General features: G+C 59.2%; 9 protein-coding genes and 1 pseudogene. 4 read left to right on the top strand and 6 right to left on the bottom strand.

Going from position 1 to position 18,384, the window contains the following annotated elements:
* Positions 1–85: 85 nt before the first annotated feature.
* On the top strand, positions 86–2,947 hold the full coding sequence (locus FJ492_RS13635; protein ID WP_140770345.1) for a winged helix-turn-helix domain-containing protein: 2,862 nt from the start codon (positions 86–88) through the stop codon (positions 2,945–2,947).
* 142 nt (positions 2,948–3,089) lie between these two features.
* On the opposite strand, the gene FJ492_RS13630 is transcribed toward FJ492_RS13635, so the two are convergent.
* Positions 3,090–4,169: a RelA/SpoT domain-containing protein gene (locus tag FJ492_RS13630; protein ID WP_246676024.1), complete on the bottom strand. Its 1,080-nt coding sequence runs from the start codon at positions 4,167–4,169 to the stop codon at positions 3,090–3,092.
* 624 nt (positions 4,170–4,793) lie between these two features.
* Here FJ492_RS13630 and FJ492_RS13625 point away from each other — a divergent pair.
* A complete protein-coding gene (locus FJ492_RS13625) occupies positions 4,794–5,861 on the top strand; it encodes a cyclic nucleotide-gated potassium channel (protein ID WP_140748452.1) in 1,068 nt (355 codons plus the stop codon).
* Between the two features lie 173 nt (positions 5,862–6,034).
* Here FJ492_RS13625 and FJ492_RS13620 read toward each other — a convergent pair whose 3' ends face one another.
* Both FJ492_RS13620 and FJ492_RS13615 read right to left on the bottom strand, forming a co-directional pair.
* Complete coding sequence (locus tag FJ492_RS13620) at positions 6,035–6,664, bottom strand: antitoxin Xre/MbcA/ParS toxin-binding domain-containing protein (protein ID WP_181166656.1); 630 nt, start codon at positions 6,662–6,664, stop codon at positions 6,035–6,037.
* A gap of 329 nt (positions 6,665–6,993) precedes the next feature.
* Positions 6,994–7,626: pseudogene (locus tag FJ492_RS13615) on the bottom strand (site-specific integrase); the annotation flags it as partial.
* A gap of 540 nt (positions 7,627–8,166) precedes the next feature.
* Between FJ492_RS13615 and FJ492_RS13610 the strand changes: the two are divergent.
* On the top strand, positions 8,167–9,333 hold the full coding sequence (locus FJ492_RS13610) for a porin (RefSeq protein WP_140504500.1): 1,167 nt from the start codon (positions 8,167–8,169) through the stop codon (positions 9,331–9,333).
* A 334-nt stretch (positions 9,334–9,667) separates the two neighbouring features.
* Here the strand turns inward: FJ492_RS13610 and FJ492_RS13605 are convergent, their stop codons facing one another.
* The 3 genes from FJ492_RS13605 to FJ492_RS13595 all read right to left on the bottom strand — a co-directional run bounded on the left by FJ492_RS13605 (position 9,668) and on the right by FJ492_RS13595 (position 16,997).
* Complete coding sequence (locus FJ492_RS13605; RefSeq protein ID WP_140718329.1) at positions 9,668–11,344, bottom strand: sulfotransferase; 1,677 nt, start codon at positions 11,342–11,344, stop codon at positions 9,668–9,670.
* Between the two features lie 95 nt (positions 11,345–11,439).
* Positions 11,440–13,842 carry a mechanosensitive ion channel family protein gene (locus FJ492_RS13600; RefSeq protein ID WP_246676023.1) on the bottom strand — a complete coding sequence of 801 codons (2,403 nt, stop codon included), beginning with the start codon at positions 13,840–13,842 and terminating at the stop codon, positions 11,440–11,442.
* A gap of 257 nt (positions 13,843–14,099) precedes the next feature.
* Entirely contained in the window at positions 14,100–16,997 is a 2,898-nt protein-coding gene (locus FJ492_RS13595; RefSeq protein WP_246676022.1) for a glycosyltransferase, read from the bottom strand.
* Positions 16,998–17,716: 719 nt separating this feature from the next.
* Between FJ492_RS13595 and FJ492_RS13590 the strand changes: the two genes are divergently transcribed.
* Positions 17,717–18,382 carry a hypothetical protein gene (locus tag FJ492_RS13590; protein WP_031240461.1) on the top strand — a complete coding sequence of 222 codons (666 nt, stop codon included), beginning with the start codon at positions 17,717–17,719 and terminating at the stop codon, positions 18,380–18,382.
* Positions 18,383–18,384 lie beyond the last annotated feature (2 nt).

Here is an 18,384-nt window from a genome sequence, read left to right as displayed (position 1 = left end):
GCCACGAAATCGACTTTTTGCTACATAGGTAGTGGACTTGGAACCGCGTCTGACCACCCAACAAAAAGCAATAAAGAATGATGCTATGATATCGCCAGCCGCGCAGACGAGCGACAGGATATCGTTTGGTCCCTTTACGCTGGCGGCGGGCGAGAGGCTCCTGCTGCGGCAAGGCGCGCCTGTCAATCTGGGCGCGCGCTCTTTCGACATCCTTACAGCCTTGGCTGCGCGCCCCAACGAAATCGTCAGCAAGAAGGACCTGCTGGCCCATGTCTGGCCTGACGTTACCGTCGAAGAAGGCAGTTTGCGGTTTCAAATCGCCAACCTCAGAAAGGCGTTGGGCGATGGCGCGGACGGCGCGCGCTACATCGCCACTCTGACGGGGCGCGGCTACTGCTTTGTGGCCCCGGTCTCGCGATCGGATGGTCAAGACAATGGCCAAAGGGATGTCGTCGCCAGCTATCCGCAAGCCAATCTGCCAAGCCGCCTGCTCCGGATGGTCGGCCGGACTGACGACACTGTCCGACTTTCAACTCAACTGGCCGAGACGCGTTTCATTACGATCGTCGGCACGGGTGGTGTCGGCAAGACCGCTGTTGTTGTGGCGGTGGGCCACGATCTCGTCGAAGCATTCTCGGGTGCCGTGCATTTCGTCGATCTCGGGGCGGTGAGTGATCCGGGCTTGGTTGCGACGACCGTGGCCTCGATGCTAGGGCTGTCTCTTCAGTCCGACGACGCGACCCCCAGTCTGCTCGCCTACCTTGCAGACAAGCGGATCCTCCTGATTCTTGACACTTGCGAGCATGTCATTGACGCCGCGGCGGACTTGGCGGCCCGCATCTTCGCCGCCGCACCGCAAGCCCACCTGCTGGCAACGAGCCGCGAGCCCCTTCAAGTCGAAGGGGAGCACGTTTACAAGCTGGAGCCGCTCGCATACGCGCCTAGCGATCTGGAACTCACCGCGTCCACTGCGCGCCGCTTCCCTGCGATCCAACTGTTCCTGGAACGCGCTGCCGCGAGCGGTGCCGGGCTTGATCTCCAAGATGCGGATGCCGCCATCGTGGCCGGTATCTGCCGCAAGCTCGACGGCGTGCCGCTCGCGATTGAGCTGGCGGCTGGACGGGTTGCGACTTATGGCCTGCAGAAGACCGCCGAACTTCTCAACGAACGGCTGACGCTATTGTGGCCGGGACAACGTACCGCGCCGCCGCGGCAAAAGACCCTCCAGGCCACTTTGGACTGGAGCTACGGACTGCTATCGGAGTTCGAGCGTCTTCTGCTTCGCCGCCTCGCGATCTTCGTTGGCCACTTTTCGATCGAGGCCGCCCTGGAAGTTGTGACGAGCGCAACCGTCGATGACGCACTCGTATTTGGCGCTATCGACAGCCTGGTCGCCAAGTCGATGATAGCGGCAAGGCCTGCCGGGGCAACGATGCGTTACCGCCTGCTCGACACGACGCGAGCCTACGCCCTTCAGCTCGACGTCGACGATGCCGAGCACGCGAGCCTGGCCGCGCGTCACGCGACGCATTATCTGCGCTGGCTGGAGGAGACAGGAGCCGAGTGGCCTACTTTGTCGAGCGGCGCACAACGGTCATTTCACCTAGCGGGCCTTGCCAATGTGCGAGCGGCTCTGGACTGGTGCTTCGGACTTGACGGGAACACTGACGTCGGCGTCCGTCTGGCTGCCGCGGCGGCCCCCTTTTTTCTATCGATGTCCTTGCTCACCGAATGTCATCGCTGGGCGGCGCAGGCGGTTGTTACTCTTGACGATACTACTAGAGGCGGATTGGAGGAGATGCATCTTCAGGCAGCCCTTGGGGTCTCCCTGATGTTCACGCGTGGTGGAAGAGATGCGGCGCGCGTGGCATTGAACAGAAGCCTGGTCATTGCCGACCGACGTGGCGAGGCGCTCGATCAGCTTCGGATTCTAGGCCCGCTGCAAATGTTTCACCTGCGTACGGGAGAGTTCAGGACCGCGTTGCATTATGCGGAGCGCTGTTCCGTCATTGCCGGAACGCTTGAGGATTCTGTCTCCACCACTTTGGCGCATTCCTTGATGGGGATTTCGCTTCACCTCAGCGGAGAGCTCGGCCGTGCCCAGACCGCGCTCGAAGCGGCGTTGCGATACGGGCCGTGCTCCAACCGAACCACGACGAACTATCTCGGCTTTGACGGCAAGATTCTGGCGGGATCGATTTTGGCAAGGACACTGTGGCTGCAAGGCCATCCTGATCGGGCCGCGGAGCGCGCGCTGCTGACGATTGAGGAGGCGGAAGTCCTGAACCATCCCCTGTCTCTCTCCATTGCACTTGTCTGGGCGATTTCCGTGTTCCTCTGGATCGGCAAGCTGGAGCTCGCTGAGAAACATATCAATCGTCTTTTCTCTCGTGCCGAATTTCATTCTCTCGGGCCCTATCTCGCACTGGGAGGCGGCTTCACAGGGGAGATCGCCATTCGTCGCGGCAGCCCAAGCAGCGGTGTCGAAGGCCTTCGACGCTGCCTTGCCGAACTCCACGCCGCGCCTTACGAACTGCTCACCACGCCGCTCAATATCTCGTTTGTTCTGGGCCTGGCTGCGGCGGGCCGATCCGCGGAGGCACTTTCACTGATCGAGGAGACGATCCGTGACGTCGAGGCAAGCGGCGATCTTTGCTACATGCCGGAACTGCTGCGCGTAAAGGGAACCCTTGTTCTCGCGGCCCCGCGCCCTGGCGCCGACGAAGAGGCCGAAATGTGTTTTCGGCGGTCGTTGGAACTCAGTGATCGTCAAGGCGCGCGGGCATGGGAGCTGCGGACCGCTGTCGACCTTGCTTCCCTGTTGGCCGCTCGGGGACAACACAGGGACGCACGGGCTCTTCTCCTGCCGGTTTTCGCACGATTCGGGGAAGGCTTGGAGACAGCAGACCTGCAGTCAGCCGCACGCGTGCTGGCAACACTGAAATAGGTGTGAGCTTTCGGGAGATTGTCCGTTCGGACCGGACCCAGGAGACTGTCGAGGAAGGCCAATGGTCCGGCTCCTTCAAACGGAAAGCGACGCTTGGCCAACCATAGTCGGGCGTTCCTTCGGAGCTACCATCCGGTGTGGGCTATTCTGTAGACAGTGACTTTCCCGAGCATATGGATTTCAGACTGCGGGCGAACAATGAAACGTTCCCAAAGTAATTCGGGTATATGTCGACAAGCTTTTCGACCTTATCCACCTCGACCAAGGCAACCGTCCAATCAATTCCCCTTAGCGCGATTTTCTTCTCTATTTCTTCCAATTTCCACGCCCCCATGATGAGAGTTCGGAATGGTTGAATGGTAACGTTCTGATCCGCTCTATATTGTACCAAATGATGCCGAAAATGTCCCGTTGCCTGTACTAAGCTCTCTGAGCGGAGGGTAAGATTCGTGATATCTGCCAATATACTTGTTGCACCTATACGCCTGTTGATATCCCGCAGTTCCCGCACTCGGTCATCGCGATCCGGAACACCGACATGAATGGGACACTGCTCAACCTGCGCGAATTCCGCCGACATAAGCTGGAAAAGACGTAGCCAATCCTGCTCGCCGTTTCCGTGCTTCAAATCCTGGCGCTGGAACAGCCCGACGGCCTCAACTGCAGTTGCCCATGAGTGCTGAAGTGTGGTCCGAACTTGCAATTCGATGCGTCGTCCCTCGAAAGCCTGGGTGTGGGCAGCTCTGGGTCGGTACTGGAAAACAATATGGTGACTTCGATAGCCGTCCGGCTTCGGCTCATCGATATAGTTAAATTCCCGACAGTGTATCTCATGGGGGAACTTGTCTCGCATCGATTCGAGAAGCAAGCGGACGCTTTTGATGTCGGGCATGATCGCTCGGCAGCCGCCGATATCGTTCATGGTGTCCAAATTGGTGGTGGACTCTCGAAGCTTCCGACAAATGGATGCCAGACGCTTCGGACGCGATGCCATGTCGCCCTTCAATCGCAGGGCTTTCATGTGGTGACCGACAGAGAATCGAACGCTCCGCATCGGCAGAAAGTGCGAGTCGCGCCAGCTATTGGCGATTGAGAAGATTCGCACCGTGTCCACGTACTGGCCGGCAGTGGTGTCTTGTCCGAGCTGCATAGGTTTTGCCAGCCGGTCGCCTGCCTTGCGAACGGCTTGCATACTGTATTTGAGGCGCGGGTACTCAGTCATTGGGCCACAAAGTCAAGGTAGGCCGCCTCATTCTGAACTGGGCGGGACGACCGCAGGAGAATCGGATCTCATGTATCGTACCGCTTTGTATCCCTCGAGTCCGCTCAGAGCGGCTGGATCGAAGCCACAAGACCTCGACGGTGCCTCCTTGAATTGCCTCTGCGGTGACTCACCGGCCCCGATAGCTTGGGCGCACGCAACGTCGCAACCATGCAGTTGCCGTCGCGTACTAAATGGGCCTCTCGAGTGTCCTACCTGCCGCCTGTGGTGCCGCACATGTTTTGGGTAGTGGGCGAAGGGCCGGGGGGAACTCACGCTCGTGACACCAGGCGGATTGGAGCGTTCTTCTTGGGTGTCGCCGCCGGCAGCGTCACCATTGCCGCCGACAGCCGGCCGTCTTCGAGCCGGGCATCTCTACGGCCTTGAACTCGTCGGCCCGGCTCCTTCGAACGGTTGAAACCTGTTGCAAATGCCCGGATGGGCCATTCTCGGTTGCGGCTTGTCGGTTCACGTTCAGGCCATCTGAGTTCACCTCGTGATGAACATCCCAGCGAAAGCGCCACCTTTGCGCTTGCCTTGAAGGCATCCTATTCTGGAGGAATAGCATCCGCTCGTGGGCACAGAATGTCGGTACTGCCTTTCTTGAGAATTCACGCGCCGCTAAACGCGGTGCTGGCTGCGCCTGGGCTACTGGCGGTGGCCGCGCTCACCATGCCGGACATGTCCGCACGAAGCAGGCTGGCTCTGACTGCCGTGCTGGCGGTCATTTGGGGCGCTTATCTCCTGCAGATGGCCGAGACTCTGATCAAGCACTGGGCGGGAGACCTTCGGGACAGGACGCCGGCAATCGCCATTGATATGCTCGCGGTTTTGGTTCCACTCGCTGCATTTCTGCTCGAAGGCACGCCCGACCGGAGCCTCTACTGTGCTATCTGGCTGCTCAAACCGCTGCGCGACTCGACCTTCTTCCCGGTACTGGGCAGGGTGCTGGCCAACGAAGCGCGTAACCTGATCGGCGTCACCACGCTTTTCGGCGTCGTTCTGTTCGGTGTCGCGCTCGCGGCCTTTGTCATCGAGCGCCACATCCAACCGGAAAAGTTCGGCAGCATCCCTCAGGCAATGTGGTGGGCGGTGGTCACGCTGTCCACCACCGGTTATGGCGACGCCATTCCGCAAAGTTTCGCCGGCCGCGTCCTTGCTGGGGCAGTCATGATGTGTGGCATCGGCGTCTTCGCGCTGTGGGCCGGCATTCTTGCCTCCGGCTTCTATCAAGAAATCCGTCGCGAGGATTTCGTCCGCAATTGGCAATTGGTCGCCGCTGTGCCGTTGTTTCAGAAGCTGGGCCCGGCCGCGCTGGTCGAGATCGTGCGCGCCTTGAGGCCTCGTAGTTTGCCGGCCGGCGCCGTGATCTGCCGAAGGGGCGAGACCGGGGATCGGATGTTCTTTGTTGTGGAGGGGCGGGTGAGCGTCGTGATGTCGAACCCAGTGGAGCTTGGCCCTGGCGCCTTCTTCGGCGAGATGGCGCTGATGAGCGGCGAACCGCGTACGGCGACCGTCAGCGCCGCAACGGCGGTCTCACTCCTGTCGCTGCACGCGGCGGATTTCCAGATGCTATGCAGCAGTAGCCCGGAAATCGCGGAAATAATCCGCAAGACCGCGCGCGAGCGGCACGGCACGGCACCGACGGCTTGACCGTACCAAGGTGTTCGTCAGGAGGAGGGCGCGATGGCAAGGCTGTCCAACTGCTTGTCGAGAATGGCTGGCTGGAAGGGTCGTCATTGAGACGACGGGCCGCGGGCAGCCGCTTGGGGTCATGTTGCGTTGCGCCAAGTTCTCAACTGAACGACCGCCACCAAATGCCGGGGCTAAACATCAGGTGCCTCCCCCAAGGCCAGGCGCGCGGCAGCAACAACATTGGCGAACTTACCAGTTAACAGAGTATCTATCGGGGGGTTCCCGCCAAGCTTGTCCGTCGGCGCCATCAACCATTTCCAGGCAAGCCGATGGTCGCCAAACATCGCGATCAATTCGGCTATCCCATCTGCAGGGCGAGCATCGACAAACTGCTTCAATGGAAAAACAAACCTGCTGCTTCCGGATTTAAATGCGATCACCTCATCGCGTTTCTGCCACCGAAAGAGCGTCGACCTCGGTATCCCAAAATGCCTTTCTGTCACTGTTGGCCCAGCTACCGGCCCCGCCCAATCACTCGCCGCACTGAGAGGCGCTTGGGGGACCGCCGGTGGCGGTACCGCTTTGAAACGCTGCAGTCGTGGATCAAATCGGCCTTGTGCCTCTGCCACTATATGCCCGATAAATATCTGAGCGAGGTTTTCAACGTCATCCTCAATGGTTGGGAGGGCTCGCTGAACAGCCTGAGTTTGAACAGTGATTGCTGAAGATATATACCCTGCCAATTTCGCGGCAATTCTAAGGGCCGGCTTGCCGATTGTCGGATCGTGCTCAAGAAGAATTTTCGACACGGCGGCAGCCACCGTATTTTCCAGTCTCGGTCGGCTGGCCTGCTTAACAAGGTTTCCGCCTCGTGAGAATCGCCGCCTAGTGACCATGCAGATTACCTCATTCAAATGCACCCAAGTCGCGTGACCGCTGTTTAGCCGAGGAGACCTAGTACGTCAGTGCGTTCCGGAGGTCATAGAAGGCAAACACAATGCACAATTGGCAACGTTCCGTCCAGTGGAGATGATGACGTTGCTTGGAGTAATGCTTGGCCTACATTGTGTTCGAGCACGACCAAACCTAAACTCCGCGAAAAGACCCCGGTCGCTGGCGCTTTTGCGCGCGGTTCCTGACGAGACCTTCATCATGACCCGGTTTCATTCTTGATCTCCTGCGCTGCCGGTAGCAGCCCTTCGAGCACGGTGACGCAGCCATCGAGATCGTTGACGGCCAGATGCGCGTAGCGCATCGTCATCGACAGCGTCTGATGACCCAGCCACATCTGCACACGCCTGATGTCGATGCCGCCCCGGACGAGGCGCGCAGCACAGGTGTGACGCAGGATGTGCGGCACGACCTGGTGGTCGGCGCCAAGTCCGACCTCGGCTTTCGCCTCGTTCCAGATGGCACCGAACTGTGCCTGGCTCAACTTGGTGAACGGGCCTTTCGGCCGAGAGCGTCCGTTCGGAGGCAGCTTGATCACCTCCTTGACCCGCTCGGTCATCGGGATGGTGCGGCTGCGACCGGATATGATGGTCTGGAAATTGACGCGATGTTCCTTGATGTCGTTCCAGGTCAGCCCGAGCGCTTCGCCGAGACGGCAGCCGCTATCGACCAGGAAGACGGAAAGCCTGTAAGCCTCCTCGCTGCGGCTCTTGATGGCGGCGAACAGCCGCGCCTCTTCATCCCTCTCGAGAAAACGAATCCGTCCCGCCCGCTCTTTCTGGCGGCGGAACTCGTGCAGGCTCTGGAGATCTCCCATGCTGTAAGCCTTGCGGAACAGTGGCCGGGAGTTTCGGATCAACCAAAAGATTGAGCCTCCCCTAGCAGGGCAGCGCCTTCGACCACTTGGCCGCCTCTGCGTTGCGCCGCTGGATAAAGAAAAGCGCCGGCACAATCAACAAGGCCCTTGTCACTATATGGAGAAGGGTGAGCGCGCCGAACATTTCGGCCTTTCGTCGGGTGCGGCGGATCTGCGGCAATTCCCTGGCTGGCGACTCGCGACCTCGCCATGATTCCGTCCTCCGATCGCTGGATTCGGCTGGAAACAAGCGGTTGCGGCGGCCCCGATGGTTAACGAGAGCTTTCCAAGTGAGGCCAAATCGTGACGTTTCTGCAACACAGGTCGGGGATAGCAGCCGAACGGCCCTTTCGCCGGTACGATCGTTGTTGAACGCCGCTGGCTCATGGGTAATGTCGGTTTCGAGGAAGCGGCGCGGTGCGCATCTTTTTCGGTAGTGGGGATGGGGCAGGGAACGCTGTCCTTCAGCAAAGAATACCCAGACCCGTTTTTTAACTTTTGACTGGAGGTCAGAAAATGAACATCAAGAGCCTTCTCCTCGGCTCCGCTGCGGCTCTGCTCGCAGTTTCCGGTGCGCGCGCCGCCGACGCCGTCGTCGTCGCCGAGCCGGAGCCCGCTGAATACGTCAAGATTTGCGACGTCTACGGCGCTGGCTACTTCTACATCCCCGGCACCGAAACCTGCCTGCGCATCGGCGGCTATGTCCGTTATGACATCAGCGGTGGCGACGTCGGTTCGTTCGATGGTGCGAAGTCCCGTGACGTGGAGTCCGGTGACGAACAGGAGACTTGGCGCAAGAAGGCCCGCTTCACGCTGAAGACCTGGACCGGCCAGGAAACCGAACTCGGCACCTTGAAGACCTACACCGAGACCCGCTTCAACTTCAACAATCGCAACGGCTATGCCACCTACAATGGCAATCCTGCCGGTAACTCGGGCGCCTCGCTGAACTTCGCCTGGATCCAGCTCGGCGGCCTGCGCGTCGGTAAGGACGAATCGGCCTTCAACACGTTCATCGGTTATGCCGGCAACGTGATCCAGGATACGCTTGTTCCTTACGGCGACTTCGACACCAACGTCGTGCAGTACTACTTCGACGCCGGCAACGGCTTCTCGGCGGTGGTTTCGCTTGAAGAAGGTTCGGGCGCAGGCTCTCCTGGTGCCTACGGCGTTGGCACGATCGACAGCTACGTTCCGCATGTCGTCGGCGGCGTGAAGTGGACGCAGGGTTGGGGCGCCATCACCGGTGTCGTCGCTTATGACAGCAACTACGAAGAAGTGGCCGGCAAGGTTCGCTTGGACGTGAATGTCTCCAGCGCACTGTCGCTGTGGATCATGGCTGGCTACGGCACCGACGACAATTACAACGATCCTACCTATGCGCTCCCGGCTGGCGGCCGCGGCTTCTACAAGCAGTGGGGCGGCAACTGGGCAGTGTGGGGCGGTGGCACCTACAAGTTCAACGAGAAGACCTCGTTCAACGCCCAGGCTTCGTATGACGACTGGAAGAACCTCGGCATCGCGGCGAACATTGCCTATGACATCGTTCCTGGCTTCACGGTCACGGCCGAAGTCGACTACCTGCACGCAGGTCATTTCGACGATGTGGGCTTCTCCAACTGGACGAATGCCGACAAGAAGAACAGCGTCGGCGGTATGCTCCGCTTCCAGCGCTCCTTCTAACAGGCGCTGCCTGATTGAAATCGAAGAACCCGGCGGGCAACCGCCGGGTTTTTTCATGCCGTCTGTATGGAAGTTCGGACAGCCGATGGCATGGCCGCCCGCCTGCTGCCACGCTTGCAGACGTGGAAGAGCAATCCTCGCAGCGAAAGGAAAGAAGGAGCCAAAACTGCTTGGCAAAACGACGCGCGAAGGCGGGAGGCTCTGTGGCCAGGATTACGCAGGCGGGACAGAGCGGGTGTGAAGGAACTCAGCCTGAGGAAACCCTCCCGGCGGAAAGCGTACGCCAGCGGGATAGGATGCAACCTAAGATGCGCGTAGCATCAAGCACTACCTGTCAAACCTCGGCAAGATCGCCCAAGGCTTCGATCAACGGCTGAATCTCGCTTTCGTAATTCTTCCAACGCTTGACGGACGACGTATAGATCGGCTGGCGGACCTGCCAATTGCTGTAGGTATTTACGGAGCCGCCCCTGTCAAAAAAGCGCAGGCAGGCATCGTCCCACGGCAGTCCGAGATAATCTATGAGCCGGCGCGACTGCTGCTCCTGATTTTCGATCAACGTCTCGTAGCGATTTTCGAAAATACGACCCGGGAAAACACTATCCCAATGCCGCATCAAGCGATCATATTCCCTGTAGTAAAGCCCCAGCGTCTCAAGATCGGCACTGTAGCTGTGGGCTCTATTGAACTGCAGGACGAAACAGGAGATGCAATTGTCGATGGCGTCGCGACGACAATGAATAATACGCGCTTTAGGGAAAAGAACGCCAACCAGGCCGATCATCTCGAAATTGTGAGGCATCTTGTCAACAATTCGCAGCGAGTCGGGAGCCCGCTCGCGCAGATAAGCAAGGTGCTCTTCGGCCAAAGTCCTGGTCAGATCGGGAGTAATCATCGCGATCGATTGACCGAGGCTCGCGTTGGAGCCGTCTACGACACCGAGTCCACTGGCTATTCGCCTAAGCTTGCTGAGCTCGCCTGCGCCATGAACATTGGGGTGGCTGGCACAGATCTGCTCCGTCAATGTCGTGCCCGAACGGGGCATGCCGACGACGAATACAGGCGCCTCCGAGGGATTGCCGTACGCGGCTCTTGAAGCGACCAGTTCCGGCGTGAAGGTTTCGATCATGACATCGACCCAGCGACGGTAAGATTGCAGATCGAATGTATGGCCCCCGGCTTGATTCCCCCTCTTGAAGTGATCCATCGCCTCCTTATAGCGATGGAGGTCGTTGAGAACCTTTCCCGCGGCGTGATGAAGCGCTGCCGCTCCCTCCGGTCCATGGCCCGGGTCTTGAAGCTCCGTCAGGATTGCCCCGAGTTCTGGCGGCTCTCCAGCGAATTTGCGCGTGTGTACAAGTGCATTGTGGGCAGCCGGTACCGCGATGCGCCGTTCTATTGCCTCTTTCAGATGAACCCCGGCTTCGTCCATACGGCCGAGGCTTGCGAGCGCGCGGGGCAGCCCCAACCGGGCTACGGGATGATCTCGGTCGACCCTGAGCGCCTTCTCAAAGAGCGGCAGCGCCATTTCCCCCTTGTCAAACGCATTGTATGCATCGCCCAAGGCGCAAAGCGCTTCCACCAGATCCGGCTTCAAGTCCAGGGCATACTGAAGGTGCCTGATCGCCGGCGTAAATTCGCTGACCTTCAAATAGGTCTCGCCGAGGCTGAGATGGTAGTAGGGGTTCTGCGGATCCTCTGCCACCGCCCGAGCGAAATATCGCAGTGACTTTTCGTTATCGAAACCGACCCCGAGCGTTCCCAGGATATACAGAGCTAGGGGATGGTTTGACGTGCGAGCCAGGACCCTGAGGCACAGTTCCTCAGCCTCGGACAGACGTTCGGCCTGCTGCAACTCGAGCGCCTGCCGTAAAAGCAAGTCGTCGGCGTGGCTGCGGTGGGGGCCTGCCTTAGACTGCGCTTTGAGTGGCGTAGCCTTCGGTGATGCCGCCTTCGGCGAAGGTTGGGTCTTGAGGTGCTTTGCCCATGCGGGCGGCAATCGGTTGCTCATCCTGTCTGGCTAGCAAAAGGGGCTTGGAGAATCCAGCCTAGATAGCCGTTTTGCGCAGAGCGCCGGCGTGGCCCATCGATTGACGGCGCTCTTTGCTATTCCATTGTGCTGGCTTTTTTTCGGCGACGAATGGTGTGCGATTGCGCGGCGGCCATTTTTAACGCGGGTGTGATGTCCAACGGCGCATTCTCTGCCCCATGTGGGTTCTGTAGCCCCTGGACCTGGACGGTTGGGAATGGGAGTTCGATGCCCTGCTCCTTGAAGACCTGGCGGAGGCGTACATAGAATTTGCGTTTCATAGCGAAGGCGCCTCCCGGTCTGGTTGTGGCCTTGACCCTCAATACGATGCCGTACTCGCCGAACTCCTGCACGCCCTGCATTTTGATCGGGTCGAGCACCCAGTGTTTGAACTCGGGATCTTCCGCCAATTCGAGGCCGATCCGCTTGATCAGCTTGCGAGCGAATTCGATATCGGTGTCATATCCGACGGTGATGTTGAATTTGTCGATAACCCAGTCACGGCTCTGGTTCTGGACGGCCCCGAGTTCACCGAAAGGAATCGTAAACAGCGGACCCCGATGGTGGCGCAGCTTCACCGAACGCAGCGAAAAGCTTTCTACAGTGCCCTTGTAATTGCCGGAGGAAATATATTCGCCGACACGAAACGCATCGTCGAGCAGAAAAAACACGCCCGAAATGATGTCCTTGACGATGGTTTGTGCCCCAAAGCCCACCGCCACGCCGACAACGCCAGCGCCTGCGATCAGCGGGCCGATCTGAATACCGAGCGAGGCGAGTATCATAAGCACCGCCATCACGATGATCGATGCGAGCAGAATGTTCTGGAGGATCGGCAACAGCGTGTGCAGCCGCGCCTGCTGCGGATCGAGCATCGGGGCCTCTTCGTCGCTGATGACAGGGTGTGGTGTTTCAATCCCCAGCTTTCGTTCGATCAAGGCCTTGATGATCGACCAGCCGAAATCGGCCGCGAGGGCAATGACCACAACATTAATCAGGCCGCGCAATATGAAGGTCGTCGTATCGCTGTCGCGCATGGATTGCATGTCCAGACCCCAGACACGCGCGAGAAAGTAAGCCGCCGCCAGGATAAAAATCATACGGATCCCGCGATCGATGACAGCGATCGCCACCGCCGGGATCGTAGGTCGGCCGAGATCTTCCGAACCTGGCCGCAGGACGAAATTAACTCCGCGCTGCGTCATCACGATCCCCAACGGCAGGAAGAATGCGGCGAAGGTGAACCAGAACATTACATAAAGCCCGGCGATGCGCTGCAGGAACAGGACGACCAAATAAGCCGTCAATAGCCATGTCGCTTCCGTGTGAACGCTGTGGCGCGCACCGTCTCGCTGCGTTCTTGGCCGACGCCAGATGGCCAGCAGCAAAAGCAACAGCAGCACGAAATCGGCGCCAAGCGACAGGACCATCATTCCGTCCTGATCGATGCCGAGACCTGGCAAGAGGATGAACGCGGCGGCGAAGAAGGCGAAGACGCCAACGATTCGAGGTAGCCAATAGGACCAATGGTCAGCCGCTTCGTTGGTGATCGGCAAAGCACGAACTTCTACAGCGTTCTCGACGTTCATGAAGGAAGGGACGAGTATGGCCATGACGTACATGCGCACACCCCATGTAATGACTGCCGCCATCAGAAATGTCAGTACAATCTCGCGGATAAGCATTGGCCAGTCGAACAGCATGAACGCGCCGGCGCTGCCCAGTGCGAACGAGACGATCAGCATGCTGGAATAAAGCATGCGACCGCCGATTTTCTTGGCCCGCCCAACGGGCGTACCCTTCGGTTGCGCGATAATCCAGAGACGAAATGGACGGGTCAACTTGTATGTTGCCCAAGTGAACGCCAGGCCGGCAGCGATGAACATCGCAATCAGCAAGAGTACACCGGCAGATCCCTTGCTGGACATGTCCTCCATGGTCTCTGCCCGAACGCGCGCGAACTGGCTTGGCAGCAGGGGCAAAGTGTGCACGATTATTCCGATATGATGCCTGATCATATCGAGCGTCGAGGATGCCATCGTATTCATCTGGCCTGGTGCGGTCGCTGCGCCGGACGGTGCGTCGGCCGGAGAAGCTCCTGTCTCCGCAGGCGCTCTCGTTGACCCAGCGTCCTGATTTCGCTGTTCGGCCACCCAGGCCTTCACTGACGCATCGTCGAGCAGCTCGAATAGCTGTTTGACCCTTTGAGGCGGGACGGTTGCCGGCGCCTGCGCCTGCGCTGGACCAGCCAATAAGAGAATGATGCCAAAGATGAGCGGCCTGGAAACCAGGACGAACATCGCGCCAAGGTGTCGGCGACGTTGTGCCGGGCGCGCCAGGTTCCTGGTTCCCAATCGTCGAATCATGAGTGGCATCGTGCTGTAAACTTTCCGGTCAAATCGGCAAGCGACGACATCTATGCCCGCCATTGCTCCTACCTTGAAGAAGCCGATGTTGTGGTACAAGACGTCATCGTTCAAGCTAGACCATTGCGCAGGGTCGGTCGCGCAAATCATGGATGTGATCCGTAATTCGAAGACGCTGGGCGTCACCGGGGCTTCTGGTAGAGCAGAACGTATGCCGCGTTGAGCATCGCCGACCCCATCGTGGCAGCCAAAAGCGTCACCGTGTGCGTCTATTGCCACTAGCGCAATAGACAGTCGCATCGCCCTCTACACCTGGCGTCTTTCGATCTTGCGCATTGTGAGCGGAAATACGACATGAACAAAGTTCACGTTCAATTGAGAACGGCCTCGACGATGGCAACAAAGTCATCGAGCGAGCGATCCCCACGAATCTCGATGCGCGGAAGGTCGATGGGATCGCTATTGAGCTCCGCCGGCCCGTGCCTGGCGCCGAAGCCGATCCGATAGCCGGACTCCTTCGCCAGCCTGCCGAGCCGTCGATCGGTGACAGAGAAGGGTGCCGCGAACGCCGAGGTTGGCCGGCCGGTCCACCGTTCGATGAACATACGAGACCGCAGGAGCTCGGCGGCCAATTCAGAGCTCGACAGACCATCGATGGGGCGGTGCGTCGCCAGGTGGCTGCCGAAGAAAGCACCTTCGGCGGCGAGGCGACGCACCGTCCCGGCGTCCATGAGCGGGGCCGGTGGACCAAAGTCGGCATCCCACCGCGCGCTTTCCCCCACAAGGTCCGTCACCAGGAAGACCTCCGCGGTCAAGTCGTTCGCTCGCAAGATCGGCCAGGCATGGTCGGCAAAGTTCTGGAATCCGTCATCGAAGGTGATGAGCACCGGGCGGCCAGCGAAAGGCTGACGGTTGGCGATGGACCATTCCAGTTGCTCGGACATGATCGCGTGAAAGCCATTTGCGCGCAGCCATGCCATCTGGCTTGCGAATGCAGCGGGCGTGAGCCGGAAACGGGCGAGCGCGGCCGGACCTTCATCGGCGACGCTGTGATACATGAGGACAGGGATACGTTGCCGCCGCTCGTGACGCGCGACGTCGCGGCGTAAGACCCGCGCCCCGCCCCAGACGATATTACGCGCGACGCCGATTGCCAGGGATGCGCGGACCGGCACATGATCAATCACCGGCTCCGTCGCCACGTGATCCGGCGACAGGCGGCAGAAGCGATCTATCCGATAGAGTTCGGTCTGGATCGATTGCGTAAGGACGAGGCCTTCGGTCTCTGCCAGGGTTTGCGAGATCGTTTGTGCACCGAATGTGTTCCAGTCGAAACCCGTCCTTTCAATATTGTCGCGTAGCACGAATGCGTGTGCGTTGATGAAACTCCCGCGAGGCGCCAGTGCCTCAACGAATTTTTTGGCGATGCGCCGCAACCCGGCGAGATCATCGAGGTAGTAGAGCACTTCCGAACAGACGATCAGATCCATCTCATTGGGCAGCGTGTCCGCAAAGAAATCCAGTACGCCGAACTCGACATTCGGTTGGTCGATGCAGCGCGCGCGCGCCCGCTCGATGGCTACGGCGGAAATGTCGGTGGCAGTCAAATGGCCCACTCGGGGCGCCAATTGGCGCGTGAAATGGCCTTCCGCACAGGCCAGTTCAAGCGCCCGTCCGATGGGACCGGCCGGCAGAATTTCGAGCTGCCGCTCATACTTTTCCTGTTCGTAGGGCGAGCTGTAGTTCCAGGGATCCTCTGTCGCGAAATACCGGTTCCAGAACGACGTACGATCCTTGTTGTGGCCATTCGAGGCCGGTGCACGGCGCGGCGCCGGAAGCGGCTGCGTTGCTTCGGCGCTTGACCGAACCAGTTCCCGCGCTTCCGACATCAATTGCGCGAGTTTACCGAAGTGGCTGTCCGGATCAGGCCGGCGTTCCGCTGTGGTCGACAGTGCCTCGGCGGCCAGCGTGCTTGATGTGTCGGCACCGTCGTCCTTTTGTTTTAGGAAATTCCGGATCAGTTCAATCCAATGGCGCCTTGTCACTTTCCCGAGTACGCCGAACTGCACGACAGCCTCGATCTGGCTATCCATCATCAGGTAGGCATAGATTTGATCGATTCCTTCCGGAAGCTCGGTCGAGGCTGGATTTCGAGCGTCGACGCGAATTCCGAGGGTGCGCGCCAGCCTGCGGGGAGCGGCAAGATCGTCGGCATCGAGCAGCATTTGCTCGAGATGATACTGGACCCGACGACCCGCAACCGGGTCGCCCCAGACCTTGCCGAGTTCGATGATCAACTCGGTGATGGCGCCGCCAAACCTGTCCCACAGGGCAGCCATATGGGCTGGCACCGATAAGCTTCCTACCATCAGGCCGTCGAAGGCCACCTTGGCGATCTCGCGCGCCCACTTACGCCTTGCCGGGAGCGCGCGCAGGGATTGCGGGTTGATCAAGCCGCCGTCGCTGCCGCAATCCGACGCAGCGTTCCACAAGGCAAACCACGCCAGTGCTTCGGAAGCGGTGCGGCCGTCCGCCGAGATCGCCCCATTGGCATGCGCCGGCGCGGGGTGCCTGACCCTCGGGTCGGTGGAAAAACCGCGGGCGACAACGATTTCCGCGTCTTCCAGCATTTGCTTCGCATTGCGGGTAAGCGCGTTGGGGCTGGTCCGATAAAAGGCGAGCGGCTCGTCCACCATCACCCAATTTTTGCCCAGACGTGCGACGCGCTGCCACAGATCCCATCCCTCGCAGGTGGAAAGCGACACATCAAAACCGCCCAACTCCACAACCGTCGCCCGATCGACCAGCAGCGCGTGAGTGGCGATGGCACATCGGCGGGCGAACGTTTCGAAGGGCTGGCTTGCGACCTCGGGCGCGATGCTCGCCGGGGTGAGTGCTCCATTGGGCATCACGCGCCGCGAACCGCAATAGGCGGCCACTGCATCAGGAGCGGCTTTCAGTGCGGCCAGCATTTTCGTAAGGAAGCTGGCATCCACCCAGTCGTCGGCATCCAGGAACATCAGCCAGTGGCCGCGCGCCGCCGAAATCCCATTGTTACGTGCGCCGGCGGGGCTTTTCGCGCAAGAACTCAAGGTCCGAAATCGGGCATCCTGTTCCACATAAGCGGCGATGATCGCGGGGGTGCGGTCCGTGGAGGCGTCGTCAACGATGATCGCCTCCCAATACGCGGTTTCCTGATCGAGAAGGCAATCGAGTGCGCGCGTCAGCGTTACCTCCGCGTTGTGCGCAGGAACTATGATTGAGACCAATGGACTATACGCCACGTTGTCTCACCCGCGCCCGGTTCGTAACAGGTAGAACAAGTTGCGTTGATCTTTGTCGGCGCAGGCCGGCACGATCGATGCCGATCCATTCGAGCCCAACGTCGACCATGACTATACCCAATATCCGGCAGGTCTGCCGGCGAATGCCGGCATGCATTGCGCCGATGTTTTGCTCGACATTGAACATCGGTACCACACCCTTGCGGTAGCATTATTCTGGATCATTGAGCTTTCGTTTTCTTCTGCAAGAGTTGGGAATGTCGAAACCCGATACCGGAATCGGATGGCAGCACTGCCCTGTCAAGATCGGGGCCAATTAGGGTAGCAAAAAAAGACCTGAAGACAGGCGTGAATGGCAGGCGCTCATGCCCGAGCCTTAGTGCTGCGCCGCCCGGCAACAAAAGATGGTCACGGGCGAAGACGCGAGGGCAAGCTGATCCTGATCGAACTAATCGGAACCGCGGCCGAACTGCGAGCGCGCCGCAGTTGCTAATCATAAATCCAGGGCGCCGCCAATCTACGCACATGATAACGCAAAAGGGTCTGTTCACTGGGCAGATTGTCGAGCTCGAGCCGTATGTCAAATTTACGCGTGAACCGGCTTAGGCGGAGAAGATTCCGGCTTGCGAGCCGGGTATTTTGCTGACATCTTTACTAGTTGCTAAATTAGCACGCTGGTAGCTGTTTAAATGAAGGGTATAGGGATGGCCAAGGAATCTTCGAGTACCGCTTCTCCGGCAAATAAAGCGGACGGAAATCTGACAAGTAATGCAGACGCCAACGGGCTCGCCTTCATGGCGGGCCAGGCTCGCGAGAGCGGGACCCCCGGCGACGCTGTAGGTGTCGACAAGATACGTGATCTGCTGTTCGGCAACCAGATGCAGGACTATGACCGCCGCTTTTCCAAGCTTGAAGAACGGGTCTTGCAGCGCTTCAAGGATGTCGAATCCGAGGCCAAGCGCAATCTTGAAATGTACGAGTCAAATGCGAAAAAGCAGATCGACTCGCTTGCGGCGCAGTTGCGGAACGAAAAAGACGCGCGAGCCGACGCCGACAAGGAGATTGACCGAAATCTTCGCGAACAAAATCAGGCGCTTGAAAAGCAGGTGCGCGCATTGTCGGATCAATTGAACGAGCTTGAGCGCGAGATTGCCGACCGGATAAACCGAAACGATCATTTGCTGCGTGAGGAAATCAAGCAAAAGAATGAAGGCATTCAGATGCTGATGGAAAAAATGTTTTCCGATCTCGGCAACGTCAAGACCGATCGAAATCTTTTGGCTGGCCTGTTTGTCGAGGTTGCAAAATGTCTGAATCAGGATCCCGTCGGCAGCAAGAACAACTCGGACCGTAGCTGGAAAGTGAGTTGATC

Origin of the sequence: Mesorhizobium sp. B2-5-4 (assembly GCF_006441095.1) — a bacterium.
GTDB lineage: Bacteria > Pseudomonadota > Alphaproteobacteria > Rhizobiales > Rhizobiaceae > Mesorhizobium > Mesorhizobium salmacidum.
The sequence above is the reverse complement of the archived record's forward strand: the minus strand, read 5'-3'. Positions and strand labels throughout refer to the sequence as shown.